Source organism: Pauljensenia sp. C0170B4, assembly GCF_056590235.1.
In genome coordinates, this window is the sequence record NZ_JBWPVS010000002.1 from 196,084 (window position 1) to 211,058 (window position 14,975).

Annotated in this window: 15 protein-coding genes and 1 tRNA gene; 7 read left to right on the forward strand and 9 right to left on the reverse strand. The window is 59.6% G+C overall.

Annotation, left to right across the window (positions count from 1 at the left end):
• Positions 1-37: 37 nt before the first annotated feature.
• Positions 38-1,075 carry a DUF2804 domain-containing protein gene (locus AC1EJ1_RS03365; RefSeq protein WP_285014096.1) on the forward strand — a complete coding sequence of 346 codons (1,038 nt, stop codon included), beginning with the start codon at positions 38-40 and terminating at the stop codon, positions 1,073-1,075.
• Positions 1,076-1,248: 173 nt separating this feature from the next.
• Here AC1EJ1_RS03365 and AC1EJ1_RS03370 read toward each other — a convergent pair.
• A tRNA-Pro gene (locus AC1EJ1_RS03370) sits at positions 1,249-1,322 on the reverse strand.
• Between the two features lie 128 nt (positions 1,323-1,450).
• On the opposite strand from AC1EJ1_RS03370, the gene AC1EJ1_RS03375 reads away from it, so the two are divergent.
• Together AC1EJ1_RS03375 and rarD are read left to right on the forward strand one after the other, a co-directional pair.
• Positions 1,451-2,059, forward strand: coding sequence for a sugar O-acetyltransferase (locus tag AC1EJ1_RS03375; RefSeq protein ID WP_285014097.1), 609 nt, complete (start codon positions 1,451-1,453; stop codon positions 2,057-2,059).
• Positions 2,060-2,186: 127 nt separating this feature from the next.
• Positions 2,187-3,173, forward strand: a complete 987-nt coding sequence (gene rarD, locus AC1EJ1_RS03380) for an EamA family transporter RarD (RefSeq protein ID WP_285014098.1) — start codon at positions 2,187-2,189, stop codon at positions 3,171-3,173.
• Here the strand turns inward: rarD and cmk are convergent.
• From cmk to xerD, 7 genes are read right to left on the reverse strand one after another with little or no spacing between them, the layout of a single operon-like run.
• A complete protein-coding gene (gene cmk / locus AC1EJ1_RS03385; protein ID WP_092648580.1) occupies positions 3,125-3,883 on the reverse strand; it encodes a (d)CMP kinase in 759 nt (252 codons plus the stop codon). The genes rarD and cmk overlap by 49 nt on opposite strands.
• Positions 3,884-3,893: 10 nt before the next feature.
• The gene (locus AC1EJ1_RS03390) at positions 3,894-5,036 is read right to left on the reverse strand and encodes a prephenate dehydrogenase (RefSeq protein ID WP_285014099.1); all 1,143 of its coding nucleotides are present in this window, start codon (positions 5,034-5,036) and stop codon (positions 3,894-3,896) included.
• Entirely contained in the window at positions 5,036-5,785 is a 750-nt protein-coding gene (locus tag AC1EJ1_RS03395; protein WP_058236677.1) for a pseudouridine synthase, read from the reverse strand. Before AC1EJ1_RS03395 ends, AC1EJ1_RS03390 begins: the two co-directional genes overlap by 1 nt.
• Positions 5,782-6,363, reverse strand: coding sequence for an SMC-Scp complex subunit ScpB (gene scpB, locus AC1EJ1_RS03400; protein ID WP_058236676.1), 582 nt, complete (start codon positions 6,361-6,363; stop codon positions 5,782-5,784). Before scpB ends, AC1EJ1_RS03395 begins: the two co-directional genes overlap by 4 nt.
• Positions 6,360-7,181: a segregation and condensation protein A gene (locus tag AC1EJ1_RS03405; protein WP_257525459.1), complete on the reverse strand. Its 822-nt coding sequence runs from the start codon at positions 7,179-7,181 to the stop codon at positions 6,360-6,362. The genes scpB and AC1EJ1_RS03405 overlap by 4 nt, the downstream gene beginning before the upstream one ends.
• Positions 7,165-8,037, reverse strand: a complete 873-nt coding sequence (locus AC1EJ1_RS03410) for a ParA family protein (protein WP_193600039.1) — start codon at positions 8,035-8,037, stop codon at positions 7,165-7,167. Before AC1EJ1_RS03410 ends, AC1EJ1_RS03405 begins: the two co-directional genes overlap by 17 nt.
• 27 nt (positions 8,038-8,064) lie before the next feature.
• A complete protein-coding gene (gene xerD / locus AC1EJ1_RS03415; RefSeq protein WP_285014100.1) occupies positions 8,065-9,000 on the reverse strand; it encodes a site-specific tyrosine recombinase XerD in 936 nt (311 codons plus the stop codon).
• A 150-nt stretch (positions 9,001-9,150) separates the two neighbouring features.
• Here xerD and tkt point away from each other — a divergent pair, with 150 nt between their 5' ends.
• The 4 genes from tkt (at position 9,151) to pgl (ending at position 14,611) form a co-directional block, all read left to right on the forward strand.
• Complete coding sequence (gene tkt / locus AC1EJ1_RS03420; RefSeq protein ID WP_480295326.1) at positions 9,151-11,232, forward strand: transketolase; 2,082 nt, start codon at positions 9,151-9,153, stop codon at positions 11,230-11,232.
• A gap of 147 nt (positions 11,233-11,379) precedes the next feature.
• Entirely contained in the window at positions 11,380-12,918 is a 1,539-nt protein-coding gene (gene zwf / locus AC1EJ1_RS03425) for a glucose-6-phosphate dehydrogenase (RefSeq protein WP_285014102.1), read from the forward strand.
• A complete protein-coding gene (locus tag AC1EJ1_RS03430) occupies positions 12,915-13,865 on the forward strand; it encodes a glucose-6-phosphate dehydrogenase assembly protein OpcA (RefSeq protein WP_285014103.1) in 951 nt (316 codons plus the stop codon). The genes zwf and AC1EJ1_RS03430 overlap by 4 nt, the downstream gene beginning before the upstream one ends.
• Positions 13,862-14,611, forward strand: coding sequence for a 6-phosphogluconolactonase (gene pgl, locus AC1EJ1_RS03435; RefSeq protein WP_285014104.1), 750 nt, complete (start codon positions 13,862-13,864; stop codon positions 14,609-14,611). Before AC1EJ1_RS03430 ends, pgl begins: the two co-directional genes overlap by 4 nt.
• A gap of 110 nt (positions 14,612-14,721) precedes the next feature.
• On the opposite strand, the gene secG is transcribed toward pgl, so the two are convergent.
• A complete protein-coding gene (gene secG / locus AC1EJ1_RS03440; RefSeq protein WP_058236672.1) occupies positions 14,722-14,973 on the reverse strand; it encodes a preprotein translocase subunit SecG in 252 nt (83 codons plus the stop codon).
• Between the last annotated feature and the right edge of the window lie 2 nt (positions 14,974-14,975).

Sequence of the window (14,975 nt, forward strand, 5' to 3'; positions counted from 1 at the left end):
ATCCGCACGCGCGACGCGCACTGCATAGACTGAACGAATGACTCCCCCTGTCGATACGCGCAATCATGAAATCACCGCTTCAGGACCGCTGCTTACGTCTGACGGTACGGTGCGAGAACCTGGCTGGGCACGCTCCCCTCTGCTGGACTACGACCGGCAGGCAATCGCTGCTCCACGGTGGCGCATCAAGGAATGGGACTACTACATTGCGCTCACAGATACCACCGCCCTTGCCTTCACTGTGTGCGACGGCGGCTACTTCGGCATGGTGTCGGTGTCGTGGGTGGATCTGACTGCTCCAAGTGAACACACTGAAACCGTTCTGATACCTCTGCCCATGGGACGGCTCAAACTTCCCCGCTCCTCCACTGCAGGGGTAAGCCAGTTTGTCAATTCTCGCGTCCGGATACGCTTCGAGACGACTTCTACAGGTCGAAAGATTCGCTGCCACATGAAGAACTTCAGCGAGAGTGAGGACTTCAAGTGCGTGCTGACCATGGAGCAACCGGGCATGGATTCACTGGTGATTGCCACGCCCTGGGCTGAAGATCCCCGTGCCTTCTACTACAACCAGAAGGTCAACTGTATGCCGGTTCGTGGAAGCGCAACATGGGGTTCGCGCCGCGTCGACTTCGATGCGGCAACGGATTTTTGCACCCTTGACTGGGGGCGCGGGGTGTGGACCTACGACAATCGCTGGTACTGGGGTTCAGGGAATGCACGCATCGACGGCGTTCCCTTCGGATTCAACATCGGTTATGGTTTCGGCGATACCTCGGCCGCCAGCGAAAACGTCATGTTTTATGATGGCGTCGCGCACAAACTTGATGACGTGTTATTCCAGATACCTCATTCCTACACCGATCCGTGGCAATTCACGTCTAGCGACCACCGCTTCGAAACAGTCTTTGAGCCGATCATCGATCGCAGCGCGAGCATGTCGGTTGGCCCTGTCGCCACCGAGCAGCACCAGGTTTTCGGGCGCATGAGCGGACACGTCGTACTCGACGATGGCACAGACCTCGAACTGCGCGATATCGTGTGTTTTGCCGAGGACGTCCACAACCGCTACTGACACGTTCGGCGATCTAGGCCAGTCGGTCAGTTCACCGATCCTTACTGATCAAAAGCATTCGCGCACCAAGCGGCTCTTATTCCACGTTAGTGGCTCGGAGCCCATTGACGCACGTATGAGCACAATCCACGACAAGAAAAAACCCGGAAACCTGCAATTTCCGGGAAAAATCGTCGGGCTGGCGGGATTTGAACCCACGACCCCTTGACCCCCAGTCAAGTGCGCTACCAAGCTGCGCCACAGCCCGAAGTTCGCCGTCACGGCGACCTGACTACTCTAGCTCACGAAAGCAGTCCTTTCCAAGTTGACCGACTTGATGCCGATCACATCGCGCGGTGTCTTGTTCAGCCCCGCACCGTTCGATAGGCTCCACTCATGTCATCGCCAGATTACTTTGCCAACGATTCGCGTACGAACCGCCAACGTATGCTTGATGAAGACTTCTATATTGGCGACGATCCGGAGAACGCTCGAATCGCCCAGAAAGCCATTGAGCTATCTGAGCAGTATCGCCTCGCGATCATTGCGGGCAACGCGCAGGCACGTGAGATTTTGTGCGAATTACTCGGCTCGTTTGGTGCAGATTCCTACATTAAGCCACCTCTGAGCGTCGACTATGGCGAAAACCTGCATGTCGGTGACCGCACATTCATCAATATGAATCTGGTTGCCCTCGACGTTGCCGCCATCTACATCGGTGATGACTGTCAGATTGGCCCGAACGTCCAACTCCTGACGCCCATTCACCCACTGGCACCCATTCCTCGGCGCGACAAACTAGAGGCCGCGCGCTCCATCCGACTGGGCAACAATGTCTGGCTCGGAGGCGGTGTCATCGTGTGTCCAGGAGTGACAATTGGCGATAACACAGTTGTTGGTGCCGGTTCGGTCGTGACGCGAGATCTGCCGGCGAATGTCGTCGCAGTGGGGACACCTGCACGCGTAGTGAAAGAGCTCGATCCGGAGGATACCCGCCTGGAATAGACCCCATATTTCCAGCACAAACGATCTGTACATCACATGTCGACGCGCGCCCTGCCAATTCGCCGCTGTTGCCCCTAGACTCCATAGCGGGAATGGTCGCGCGTCTTGGCTTGAGGAGTCCACTGGCATGAACAAGGTTGGCATCGGTGTGTCCTTATTGGCATCCGTCACGTTCGCCGCTTTCACGTATATTGCCAAATTTACGCCGCCATTGAGCGGCACACAGTTGTGGGGCTGGCGCATCATGCTGACGGTACCCGGAATCATCCTCACTTTCATCGTGACCGGTCGCGGACGCTCCCTCGTGCGTGAAATACAGATCGTACGGGAGAACCCATCTCGACTGCTCAGCTACGCCTTTTGCGCGCCCATGCTGGCAGTGCAAATGCTGCTTTTTGGGTGGGCACCACAAATGGGCAGGACGCTTGAACTGGCACTGGGGTACTTCCTCATGCCGGTCGTTATGGTGTTGGCGGGGCGTTTCGTGTACAAGGAACGCATGAGTCCCCTCTCGGCTCTTGCGGCTGTACTGGCCGGATGCGCCGTCATCTATCAGGTCGTCTCGACAGGGCAGCTCGGGTGGGTCGCTCTCATCGTCGCTCTGGGATACCCCCTGTACTTCATGGTTCATAAGTATTTCCATACCGAGGGTGTCTCCGCGCTCACGTGGGAAATGATCCTCGCCTCTCCACTGGCACTATGGTTCGCACTGGCACGCGGTGGCGTCAATGTCCCACGAGAAAATCCCCGACTGATCTGGATCATTCTGCTGATCGGCGCTGTCTCAGTGGTCGCCATGATCGTGTACGCATTGTCTGCGCGGATGCTGCCGTACAGTGTGTTCGGGTTGATGACCTACGTCGAACCCGTCCTGGTCTCCCTGCTCGCTATGGCAGCTGGAGAGCGCATCAGTCCTGGCGAAATCATCTTGTATATCGGAATCTACACCGCTGTTGGCCTGTTGGGTGTGGACGGCCTGTTGGCAATTGTGCACCGTGAACGCTGGCGTGCCTTCCCAGCTCGTCCATGGATCAAACGTCGCCGCAGAAAGTCGCCGCGTTCCCGTCACTTCAGGCGCGATCGCACATCCCGGTCGATCAACTCCACCAACTGATCGACCACTTGATCAATTGTCAGATCAGAGGTGTCGATCGGCGTCACACCGGCCGCCGGTGTCATGAACTCCGACACTGTTGAATCCGCGGCGTCGCGCCCCTGGACCTGTGCACGCGTTGCTTCCAAAGCCTCCGCATCCACACGACCATACAGTTCCAGTGTCCGCCTGCGCAGCCGTGCTTCGGGGTCGGCACTCAGCAGCACCCTGACATCGGCATCCGGGCACACCACCGTTGTGATGTCACGGCCTTCAGCGACCATACCGTGACCGTTTGCGCGTGCTTCCATCATGCGGCGGCGCTGCTCACGCGCCATCCAGTGACGCACTTCCATATTGGTTGCCACCTGGGACACCACGCCAGAGATCCGGGGCGTGCGGATATCGAGGGTAATCTCCCGTTCCCCCATGAAGAAGTGGGGATCCTGTGGATCAGAGTCCATACGAAGCGGCATTTGGTCTGCTGCAGCCGTGACTGCGTGATGGTCAGCCAGGTCCACCCCAGATTCCAGGGCGAACCACGTGAGCGCACGATACATCGCACCCGTGTCGAGGTATCCGATGCCCACGCGCGACGCCACGCGTCTGGAGACAGTTGATTTTCCAGACCCTGCGCTGCCGTCGATGGCAACCGTGACGCCGACACGTTCAATTCCCTCACGCAACGCTGCATCGAAATCTGTAACAACTGGTGCGTCCTGGTCGCCCATCACACTGCTCCTACTCTGTACTCGCATGCGCAATAATGCGCCATCCGCGTTTAACCAACTCGACCTCCGCCTCACGCGCACGCGTCGGATCCACCATGATGCGAGCCACACCAACCCGCTGGCGGGCAGCATGGTCAACCGTGAAGTCTTCAATGTTCACGCCGATCGACCCCAGTTCCGTAAACAGGTGCCCAAGCTCGCCAGGCTCATCTGGCACCAGAACCTCAACCTCGGCGAAATGGACAGGAACGCCACCGTGCTTGCCCGGAATACGTTCGACTCCACGGTTGCCTGCTTCCATGACGCGGTTTACCGCACCGACCGATCCACCCGTCAACGGACCGTCTTGGGCGGCGCGATGCAGATGCTCGCGAAGGGCGTTTAAATCGCCACTGAGTGCATCCAAAACCTGCGTGATTGGACCAGCGTTGCCAGCCAGGATGACGGTCCACAACCGAGGGTCCGACGCTGCAATCCTGGTCGTATCACGCAATCCCTGGCCAGCCAGGGACAATGCTTCACTGGGTGCGTCCGCCAAGCGCGCGGCAAGCAGCGAGGACACCAATTGCGGCACATGAGACACCAGAGCAACTGCATGATCATGGGTGGAAGCATCCAGCTGCACAACAACCGCCCCAACATCTGTCGCCAACGTGCGGACCGCGACGATCGCCTTGTTCGATGAGGCCTCGTGCGCGACCACCACCCAGGGCCTGCCGATAAACAGGTCGGGATCTGCCGCCCCCGCGCCGGAGCGTTCACGACCTGCCATCGGGTGCGAACCAACGTATCGCGCTGCCAACGTGGCATCACCTGTGGATGTGGCCAGCTCCAGGACCTCCTGCTGCACGGCGCTCTTAACGGACGCCACGTCCGTGACAACGGCTTCAGGGTAGTCCTGCAAAGCGCGCACCACGCACTCCCCTGCCACGTCAGGTGGGGTGGCAACGACGACAAGGCGCGGCTCGGCGGTCCTCACCGTCTGCAGGGCTCGGCCCGCTCCCATGTCAACGGCAAGCTGCTCAGCGGTGGGAGATGCATCGCTGAGAAATACGTCGATCCCTCCCCTGCTCAACGCCAGGCCGAGGGAGGCGCCCAACAGACCAGATCCAATAATCAGAACTGGGCCATGCGTCCCGACTGCGCCTGCCATTACAGGCCTACGCAGGAGTACAGGCCGACGAGCATGTTCCCCTTCACGCGGCGCGTCGTGCCTGGTTGCAGGCGCTCGAGGCGAATAGGGCCGAACTCGGTGCGTACCAGTTCGCGCACTGGGAAGCCGACCGCATCCATGAGTCGACGCACCAGACGGTTGCGCCCCTCGTGCACGCGGATCTCAACAGCCGTGATGTCGCCGAAGGTTTCAACAACCCTGAAACCGTCAACGGCAATCGGACCGTCTTCGAGTTCAATTCCCTTGAGCAGCTGCTTGCGCACTTGAGGCTTGACCTCACCGTGGACGCGCGCCACGTATGTCTTGGGCACCTCATAGCTCGGATGTGTCAAACGGTTGGCCAACTCACCGTCATTGGTCAACAGCAACAGTCCTGACGTATCAATGTCCAGGCGTCCGACGTGATAGAGGCGCTCCGGGTAGTCTCCAATGATGTCGGTCAGACAGGGACGCCCCTCAGGGTCATCCATCGTTGAGACCATGCCGACCGGCTTGTTCAGCGCCATGACGATGTGTTTCGACTCGTCTGTGATCACCAGATCGCCGTCTACGTGGATAACCTGATGGCCGGGGTCGACACGCGTGCCCATCGCAGTTACTACATGGCCGTCCACGCTCACGCGTCCCTCGCGGATCAGCTCTTCGGCAGCGCGCCGCGAGGCGATTCCTGCTTGAGACAAGACCTTTTGCAGCCGAATTCCACCTTGTACGTGTGGATCGTTTCTCACAGTGTCTCCTCCATGTCATGAGCCAATTCGTCAAGCTCGTCGCTTTCGGGCAGGTAGGGTGCCAAGGGCACCAGCTCGTCCAGAGAGTTCATCCCCATGCGCTCCAGGAACATGTCAGTTGTCCCGTACATTCGGGCACCTGACGGCGCCAGTCCCACTTCTTCAATCAACCCGCGTGCCACCAGCGTACGCACAACCGAGTCAACATTCACGCCTCGAATGTGTGAGATTCGCGCCCGCGTCACCGGCTGGCGGTATGCCACCACCGCCAGTGTTTCCAATGCGGCCTGACTGAGTTTGGATGATTCGGAGCCGACGATGAAGCGGCCCACCATGGATGCCCACTGAGATGAGGAATAGATGCGCCACCCTCCAGCGGCGTGGCGCAGTTCGAATCCACGCGCCCTCGTGCCGGGGATTCGGCCCGCATACTCGTGGGCGAGGTGTTCCAGCGCGGTGGTCACATCATCTTCATCAGTGTCTAACGCATCAGCGAGTTGAGCGGCACTGACGGGTGCGTCGGCGACCATCAAGATCGCTTCCAGTGCGCAGTACAGCGCGTCGGACGGCTCACTCATTGTTCCTCCATTGACGAGGGCGTCTCCCCCTCGTAGTCATCGATCGGCACCTCGTCCAATGTGGTTCCGTTCCATTTCACCGTCAGTTCGCCCAGTGCTTCGGCCTGATCAAACTCAATAATAGTGCGGCGGAAAAGTTCCAGGACCGCCAGAAACCGCGACACCACGACAGCTGTGCTCTCAGCATCTGCGATGAGCGCGTGGAACGTCATCACCGGCTGGGCGCGCAGTTTATTCATGAGGATCGGAACCTGCGTGGCGACCGGGATCACCGGGTCGTGCAGGTGGGCGATCTGCACAGCAGGTGGGCGGTTGCTGAGCGCATCGGCCGCTAGGCGCGCAAGATCTTCGGCACTAATGGTCCACACCAGTTCAGGCAGCAGTGCAGCGAAATGCGGTTCCAGTGCGACGTCCCGGGCATATGACCCGTCGAAATTTCCCAGTCGTGAAGCGATGCTACCGGCGGCCATTTTGAATGCCCGGTATTGCAGCAGGCGCGAAAACAGCAGGTCGCGTGCTTCCAGATCTTCCAGGTCGACATCTGTTTCATCGACGTCACGCGGGAGAAGGTGTGCCGCCTTCATGTTAAGCAGCGTGGCCGCCACGACGAGGAATTCCGTGGTGCGTGACAGGTCCGGGAATGCGCTCATGTGAGCGATGAACTCGTCGGTCACTTCTGCCAAGGCGACCTCGGTAATGTCGAGGCGCTTGCGTGAAATCAGCTGCAGCAGCAGATCAAAGGGACCTTCGAATACGTCCAGTGTGACTCGAAATTGATCGATGGTCCCTTCGTCAATGATCTCAGGCGACGCCACCACGAGCAACCACTTCTCGAGCCAGGCGGCGGTACGCTTGCGCTCCAGGATGCGTTGGTGCATACGTGGTGATCGGTTCAGTCGCCACCGACGCGTCAGGGAATTTCACCGTGCGACGGATCCTGGTCGAAAACACCAGGTCACCGAATGCTTCACTGAGCCGCTCCAGAACCTCACGCGTGTGCAGCGTGCGAGTATCGACCATCGTGGCCACGATTCCGTCAATGTTCAGCCGCGGGTTGATCCGGTCACGCACCGTCTCAATGGTCTCGACCAGTAGCGCCACACCTCGCAGGGCAAAAAACTCAGCCTCTACCGGCACGATCACGCCGTGGGAAGCGCTCAACGCGTTCACGGTCAGCAGGCCCAGTGACGGCTGGCAGTCAATGAGGATGACGTCGTATTCATCAGCCACCGAACGCAGCACACGTGCAAGAGCGGATTCGCGCGCCACTTCGTTGACCAGTTGGACTTCCGCAGCAGACAGGTCGATATTCGCCGGCAGGACGTCAAGATTGTCCACCGCCGTGGGCACGATCGCCGTATGCGCATCCGGTTTGGACGCCATCAGCAGCGTGTAAATCGTCTGGTCCAGTTCCAGGGCATTGATGCCCAGACCCACCGATGCGGCACCTTGCGGATCAAAGTCGACGATCAGCACACGCCTGCCGTATTCAGCAAGCGCGGCACCCAGGTTGATGGTCGTCGTGGTCTTGCCGACGCCACCCTTCTGGTTGCACATGGCAATAATGCGTGCAGGGCCGTGCCCTTTGAGCGGCTCAGGAACAGGGAAATCTTCTTCCTCGTTGGTGGTGCCACCCAAATCCGTTACCAATGCAGGTTGATCATCATGAGTCACGCTCTTAGCCTAGTTCATTGTGCCGCGTCAGTTGCGCAGCTGGGCACGTGGATGAGCGGATCGGTACACTTCACGCAGCGTCGTCGCCGTCAACCGGGTATAGATCTGCGTGGTCTGAACGCTGGCATGTCCGAGCAGTTCCTGCACGTCACGCACGCTCGCTCCGCCCTCCAGCAGATGCGTGGCAAAGGAATGACGCAGAGTGTGGGGCGATACTTTCGATTCCAGGCCGGCCTCACGAGCGACCCGTTGAATCGATTCCCACGCCGATTGGCGCGACATGGGTCGCCCTCGTAAATTCAGGAACAAATGCGAATCGCCTCGTCCTCGGGAGGCAAGCTCCGGGCGAGCACGCACCAGATAATTGCCCACTGCCTGACGTGCAGCGTGTCCCACCGGTACCAGGCGTTCCTTGCGTCCCTTGCCGAACAGACGCACGATCGGTAGTTCCTCATCCAGGTCGATGTCATCGACAGCCATTGCCAAAGCCTCTGACACGCGTGCCCCGGTGGCGTAGAGGACTTCGAGCAGCGCATGGTCTCGAATGCCGCGCGCCGAGTCGTCGCGCGCCGCCATATCCAGCAGGCGTGTCACCTCGTCAATACTGAGGGCTTTGGGCAGGCGCTCCCCCATTTTCGGTGAGTGCACATCCTGCGTCGGGTCGACCGTACCGTATTTTTCACGGATCGCGAAACGATGAAACCCTCGAATCGCTGCCAGTGCGCGCGCAATTGACGAGGGAGCCTTCGGTGCCGTTTTACCGTGAGGATGGGACAGGGTGGACAGATAATCTGCGACGTTGTCGGGGGTGACCGCCTTCAGATCCGTGACCCCACGTTGATGCAAGGCCTGAATATAGCCCTCGATGTCCCGGCGATAATTCGTCACCGTGTGCACCGATGCGCCTTTTTCCACCTGCAGGTAGCTCAGCCACTCCTCGGCAATACTGTCCAAAGCGTCCACGTGTGAATGCTAGACGATCAGGCCCAGGTGCGCGGCTGAAAGTCCTCGTCAGGGATCGCAGTATTCACGTAGACTAATCCTGCAGCCAATATCAGTGTTGTTCTGACCTGCGTCGCTCAACGTTGGGGCGCAGAAATTCTGGAGGATGTTGTGACATTGAAGTGGGACTCAATCGATGATCGAGCAATTGCGACTGCCCGCGTGCTAGCAGCCGATGCCGTGGAGAAAGTGGGCAATGGCCACCCAGGCACCGCTATTTCGCTGGCACCTGCCGCGTATCTGCTCTACCAGCGCCATATGAAGTTTGACCCAACTGATGAGCATTGGCTGGGCCGCGACCGTTTCGTCCTGTCAGCAGGCCATTCGTCGCTGACACAGTACGTGCAGCTGTATCTGGCTGGCATGGACTTGGAACTGGAGGATCTGAAGTCACTGCGCACGTTTAAATCGAAGACGCCCGGTCACCCCGAATTCAAGCACACCAAGGGCGTGGAAGTGACCACTGGACCGCTGGGCACCGGCATCGGTGCGGCCGTCGGTTTCGCCATGTCGGCTCGCCGCAGCCACGGCCTGTATGATCCGGAAACACCGATGGGTGAATCCGTCTTCGATCACAACGTGTACGTCATTGCAGGTGACGGTTGCATGCAGGAAGGCGTCCAGTCTGAGGCCGCCTCATTGGCCGGAACGCAGCGTCTGGGCAACCTGACGGTTATTTACGACGACAACCACATCTCAATTGAAGACGACACGAATATCGCGTTCAACGAGGACGTTCTGGCGCGCTACGAATCCTACGGCTGGCATGTCCAGCGCGTTGACTGGCTCAAGGATGATGGCTCCTACGTCGAAGACATCCAGGCCCTGGATCATGCACTGAATGAAGCTGAGAAGGTCACCGACCGTCCCTCCATCATTGCGCTGCGCACCATCATCGGCTGGCCGACTCCGAAGAAGCAGAACACCGGCGGGATCCACGGATCCAAGCTGGGGGATGAAGCGCTGCGCGGCCTGAAGGAAGCGCTCGGCTTTGATCCAGAGGCGATGTTTGCCGCCGATGAAGAAGCCGTCAAGGCAGTGCGGGAAGCCACCGCGAAGCGCGCACGTGAGGCACGTGAGCAGTGGGATGAACGTTTCAACGCGTGGCGTGAGGCCCAGCCTGAACGCGCAGCGATGCTGGACCGTGTCCTGGCGGGCGCCCTTCCGGATGGGTGGGAATCAGTCCTGCCCGTGTTCGAAGAAGGCAAAGCACTGGCCACTCGTGCAGCCTCCGGTCAGGTACTCAACGCCATCAAGGACGTTTTGCCTGAACTGTGGGGCGGTTCCGCTGATCTGGCAGGATCGAACAACACCTACATGGACGGCTACCCGTCATTCCTTCCCGAGGATCGCTCCTCTGAGAAGTTCCCGGGCAACCCGTTTGGCCGTAACCTGCACTTCGGTGTACGCGAGTTCGGCATGGGTGCCGTGATGAACGGTATTGCCGCCGATCACCTCACCCGCGTGTACGGTGCGACATTCTTCGTCTTTTCGGATTTCATGCGCGGTGCGGTGCGCCTGGCGTCCATCATGGATCTGCCCGTGACCTACGTGTGGACCCACGATTCGATCGGTGTGGGCGAAGACGGCCCGACGCACCAGCCCATCGAGCATCTGGCAGCCTGCCGCGCGATCCCGAACCTCGCGGTTGTGCGTCCGGCGGATGCTGCAGAAACGGCTCAGGCATGGAAGTCGATCCTGGAACGTCAGCACCCCGCCGCGCTGATCTTGTCGCGTCAGGGTCTGCCAAACCCTGCCCGCGGCGACGAGGCCGGCCTGGCCGCTGCGGAGGGCCTGGATCGCGGCGCCTATGTGCTGAGCTGTGACGGCGATCCGGATGTCATCCTCCTGGCATCGGGTTCTGAGGTGTCAATCGCCCTTGACGCTGCTGCCACGTTGCGCGAAGAAGGTCGCAGCGTGCGCGTCGTGTCGGTTCCCTGTATGGAATGGTTCGACGAGCAGGACGAGGATTACAAGGAATCGGTCCTACCCAGCAGTGTGCGTGCCCGCGTCTCCGTCGAGGCTGGCATTGCGATGCCGTGGCACCGCTGGATCGGTGACGCAGGCCGAGCCGTGTGCATCGAGCACTTCGGTGAGTCCGCTGATGGCGCCCGCCTGTTCGAGGAGTTCGGCTTCACTGCTGAGGCAGTGGTGAGCGCTGCTCACGAATCACTGGATGCTGCAGCGAAGTAACACTGCTTTCTGCTGACATGAGGTATCGGCGCGGGGTGACGGCACATGGCCGAAGCCCCGCGTCGATCATGTCGTGGGCATGACAAGCTGAATCACGGCGATCTCGATACGATGGTGACCTGACACATGATCGATTGAGGAGTGTGCATGGACCCTTCATCGGATGACGCGACGATGCAGATACGAAGCTCCATGGATCGGAGGCTGCCCCGAATTGCGCCTCCTTGCGGCCTAGTCGTTTTCGGCATTACCGGTGATCTGGCGCGCACGAAGTTGCTGCCCGCTATCTACGACCTGGCACACCGCGGCCTCCTCAACCCTGCGTTCGCGCTGACCGGATTCGGCAGACGTGAGTGGGATCGTGAGGATTTTGAAGACTTCGCGCGCACCTCTATTGAGCAGCACTCTCGAACAAGGCTCGACGAGGGAACATGGAAGCATTTTGCATCCGGCTTGCGCTTCGTGTCCGGCTCATTCGACGACACTGACGCATACGAGGAACTGGCGCGGACGGTGCGTGAACTTGATGAATCCCGCGGCACCGGCGGTAATCACGCCTTCTACTTGTCCATTCCCCCCAAGTGGTTCCCGGTTGTCTGTCAGCACCTAGCGAACACTGGTCTGAACGAGCGTCAGGATAGTGAGTGGCGCCGGGTGATCATCGAAAAGCCATTCGGTCACGACCTCGAATCTGCCCGCGAACTGTCGGACGCAGTCTCGCGCGTCTTCGATGAGCAGGACGTGTTCCGTATCGACCACTATTTGGGCAAGGAAACCGTTCAGAACATTCTGGCGATGCGTTTCGCCAACACGATGTTCGAACCACTGTGGAATGCGCATTATGTGGATCACGTGCAGATCACGATGGCGGAGGATATCGGCATCGGTACTCGCGCCGGCTATTACGACGGTATTGGCGCGGCCAGGGACGTCATCCAGAACCATCTGCTTCAGCTCGTGGCGCTCACCGCGATGGAGGAGCCCATCAACTTGTCGCCTGAGGTGCTCAGGGCCGAAAAGCTGAAGGTCCTGTCCGCTATTCGTCTGCCCGAGGATCTGGCGACCTCAACAGCACGCGGTCAATACCAGTCAGGTTGGCAAGCCGGTCAATTTGTCAAGGGGTATCTCGACGAGGACAATATTCCCGCCGATTCGCACACCGAAACATATGCCGCATTGACATTGCACGTCGATACACGCCGGTGGGCTGGTGTTCCGTTCTATCTGCGTACGGGCAAGCGCCTGGGCAAACGTGTCACGGAGATTGCAGTTGTCTTCAAACGTGCCTCGCACGTCCCGTTCCAGCACTTTGAGATGGGAGAAACCGGGCACAACGTCCTCGTCATCCGTATCCAGCCCGATGAGGGAATGACGATTCGTTTCGGTGCGAAGGTTCCCGCAACAGAGATGCAAGTGCGCGACGTGACGATGGATTTTGGCTACGGCCATGCGTTCACTGAGGATTCCCCGGAAGCCTACGAGCGCCTCATCCTTGATGCGCTGGTCGGCTCCGCGCCACTGTTCCCCGATCAGGATGAGGTTGAGGCCTCGTGGAAAATCCTCGATCCGGTGCTGGATTTCTGGGCACAGCAGGGCCCTCCCGACCAGTATCGTCCCGGAACATGGGGACCTGAATCAGCTCACCAGATGCTGGCCCGCTCCAGCCGCGCTTGGAGGTTGCCGTGATTATCACCCTCAACGACACATCAGCCCTCGATATCGCCTCGCAGCTTCTGCAGATTCGTCAGGAACAGGGGGCTTCGGCGCTGGGCCGCGTGTTGACGCTGATCGTCGTGGTTGACGACCGGATCGACGTTGACCATGCGATTGAAATTTCGCAGGCTGCTTCTCACGAGCATCCCTGCCGCGTCATCGTGGTGGTGGAGCCGGTGCAGGCAGAACGCTCCAGCTCCCCGCGGGTCAATGCACAGATTCGCATGGGCAAGGACGAGGGGCCGTCTGAAGTCATCGTCCTGGAGCCTCGCGGCGACGCTGGTCAGGATCTGGATACCCTGGTTATGCCGCTGTTACTGGCCGATACGCCGGTGGTGACGTTCTGGCCCAGCATACCGCCTGAAAATCCTGCCGAGCATCCGCTGGGGCGACTGGCCGTGCGTCGCATTTCGGATTCACGGGAGACCGATACGCCCATCGATACACTGTTGCGCCTGTCCGAGGTGTACACCCCTGGGGACACTGACTTGGCGTGGTCCGGCGTCACGTTGTGGCGCGCACTGATCGCCACAATGGTCGAGGGGTTCAAGTCGGTACCCACCGCTGTGACCGTTCGCGGCCACCACACTCATCCGTCGTCGTATCTAGTGGCAGCGTGGCTTGCCGATGTGATGGGTATTCCTGCACGCGTCGACACCGATCCGACAGCTCAAACCATTACGGGTGTGCACTTCACGTTTGATGATGCCGAGGAAGCCTCGTTAACGCGCCCTGCCGGCTCGTCTGTCGCGCATGTCAAGCGTTCGGGTCTTGATCCTGTTGCGGTTAATCTTCCGCGGCGCAGTATTCAGGACTGCGTGATGGAAGAACTCAGACGCTTGGATCCTGACCTCATGTATCAGCACGTGATCGGCAATTTCCTGCACGACGTTCGTCGCGATTGCAAGGACCAGTCATGACTTCTTCTCCCCTGCCCCGTATCGTCACCGCTTCTGACCGTAAGAATCTGGCCAGCGCTGTTGCGCGCGAATTGTTGCCAATCCTCGTGCAGGACGCGCGTGAACACAGCGCTGACCGTCCCTTCGAGTGGGCTATCGCAGGCGGCGTCGTGCACGACGTTCTCGCCGATCTCGCCTCGATCATCGCTGACGAGGAGGACCTCGATGCCGACTGGTCGCATATTCGAGTGTGGTGGGTCGATGAACGCTTCGTTCAGGCCACCCACTCCGAGCGTAATGACCAGCAGGCCGTATCCGCGCTGTTCGCGCAACTGCCCGGTATTCAGCTGCGTCCCATGCCCTCCGACCGCGGTCAGGGACTCGATCAGGCGGCTGAGGACTATGCAGAACTGTGGCGCTCAGATATCGGTGACGGGGTGCTTGACTTTGCGCTGATCGGGATGGGACCGGATGGGCACATTGCCTCCCTCTTCCCGGGCCGCACGCACGAAGCTGATGGCGCGCCTGTTCTGGTCGTGCGCGATTCACCGAAAATGCCGCCGCTGAGGCTGTCGCTGCCGATGTCGACTATTGCCAGTGCCCGTGATATCTGGGTTGTCGCGCCCGGTGATTCGAAGGCTGACGCCCTGGCGGAGGCACTGGTGTTGGGCGCGCATGAGCAGGATCGACCGATTGCCGGTCTTCCACGCGATCGAAGCACGTTCTGGCTTGATACGGATTCGGCGCGCGGCCTGGAAATTCGCTGAATCACCGGGTCGTGGCCTCAGTCCCCGCGCACCCAGTCAATAGAGTAATCGCACGTGGGACGTTCACGTCTCACGTGCGATTACTGAAAGTTTGAGCGTAAGGTCGTATCTTAGCTGGCGACCGTGATCTTGGTCAGGAGCGCGTAGGCTACGATGCACACCACCCACACGATCAGAATTGCCAAGGTAATGCGATTCAGGTTACGTTCTGCCACGCCTGATGATCCCGCAGTGGTGGAAATGCCGCCGCCGAACATATCTGACAGGCCGCCGCCGCGCCCTTTGTGCATCAGCACTGTCAATACAAGCAGGATGCTGGCCAAAACGGTCAGTACGACAAGGATTATTTTCAGAGCAGTCACTG

Bases quoted from the DNA above. Each gene is read 5' to 3' on its own strand.
- AC1EJ1_RS03375 (WP_285014097.1), top strand. From the start codon at position 1,451: ATGTCATCGCCAGATTACTTTGCCAACGATTCGCGTACGAACCGCCAA.
- AC1EJ1_RS03390 (WP_285014099.1), bottom strand. From the start codon at position 5,036: ATGGCAGGCGCAGTCGGGACGCATGGCCCAGTTCTGATTATTGGATCT.
- AC1EJ1_RS03365 (WP_285014096.1), top strand. From the start codon at position 38: ATGACTCCCCCTGTCGATACGCGCAATCATGAAATCACCGCTTCAGGA.
- scpB (WP_058236676.1), bottom strand. From the start codon at position 6,363: ATGAGTGAGCCGTCCGACGCGCTGTACTGCGCACTGGAAGCGATCTTG.
- zwf (WP_285014102.1), top strand. From the start codon at position 11,380: ATGGACCCTTCATCGGATGACGCGACGATGCAGATACGAAGCTCCATG.
- rarD (WP_285014098.1), top strand. From the start codon at position 2,187: ATGAACAAGGTTGGCATCGGTGTGTCCTTATTGGCATCCGTCACGTTC.
- cmk (WP_092648580.1), bottom strand. From the start codon at position 3,883: ATGGGCGACCAGGACGCACCAGTTGTTACAGATTTCGATGCAGCGTTG.
- pgl (WP_285014104.1), top strand. From the start codon at position 13,862: ATGACTTCTTCTCCCCTGCCCCGTATCGTCACCGCTTCTGACCGTAAG.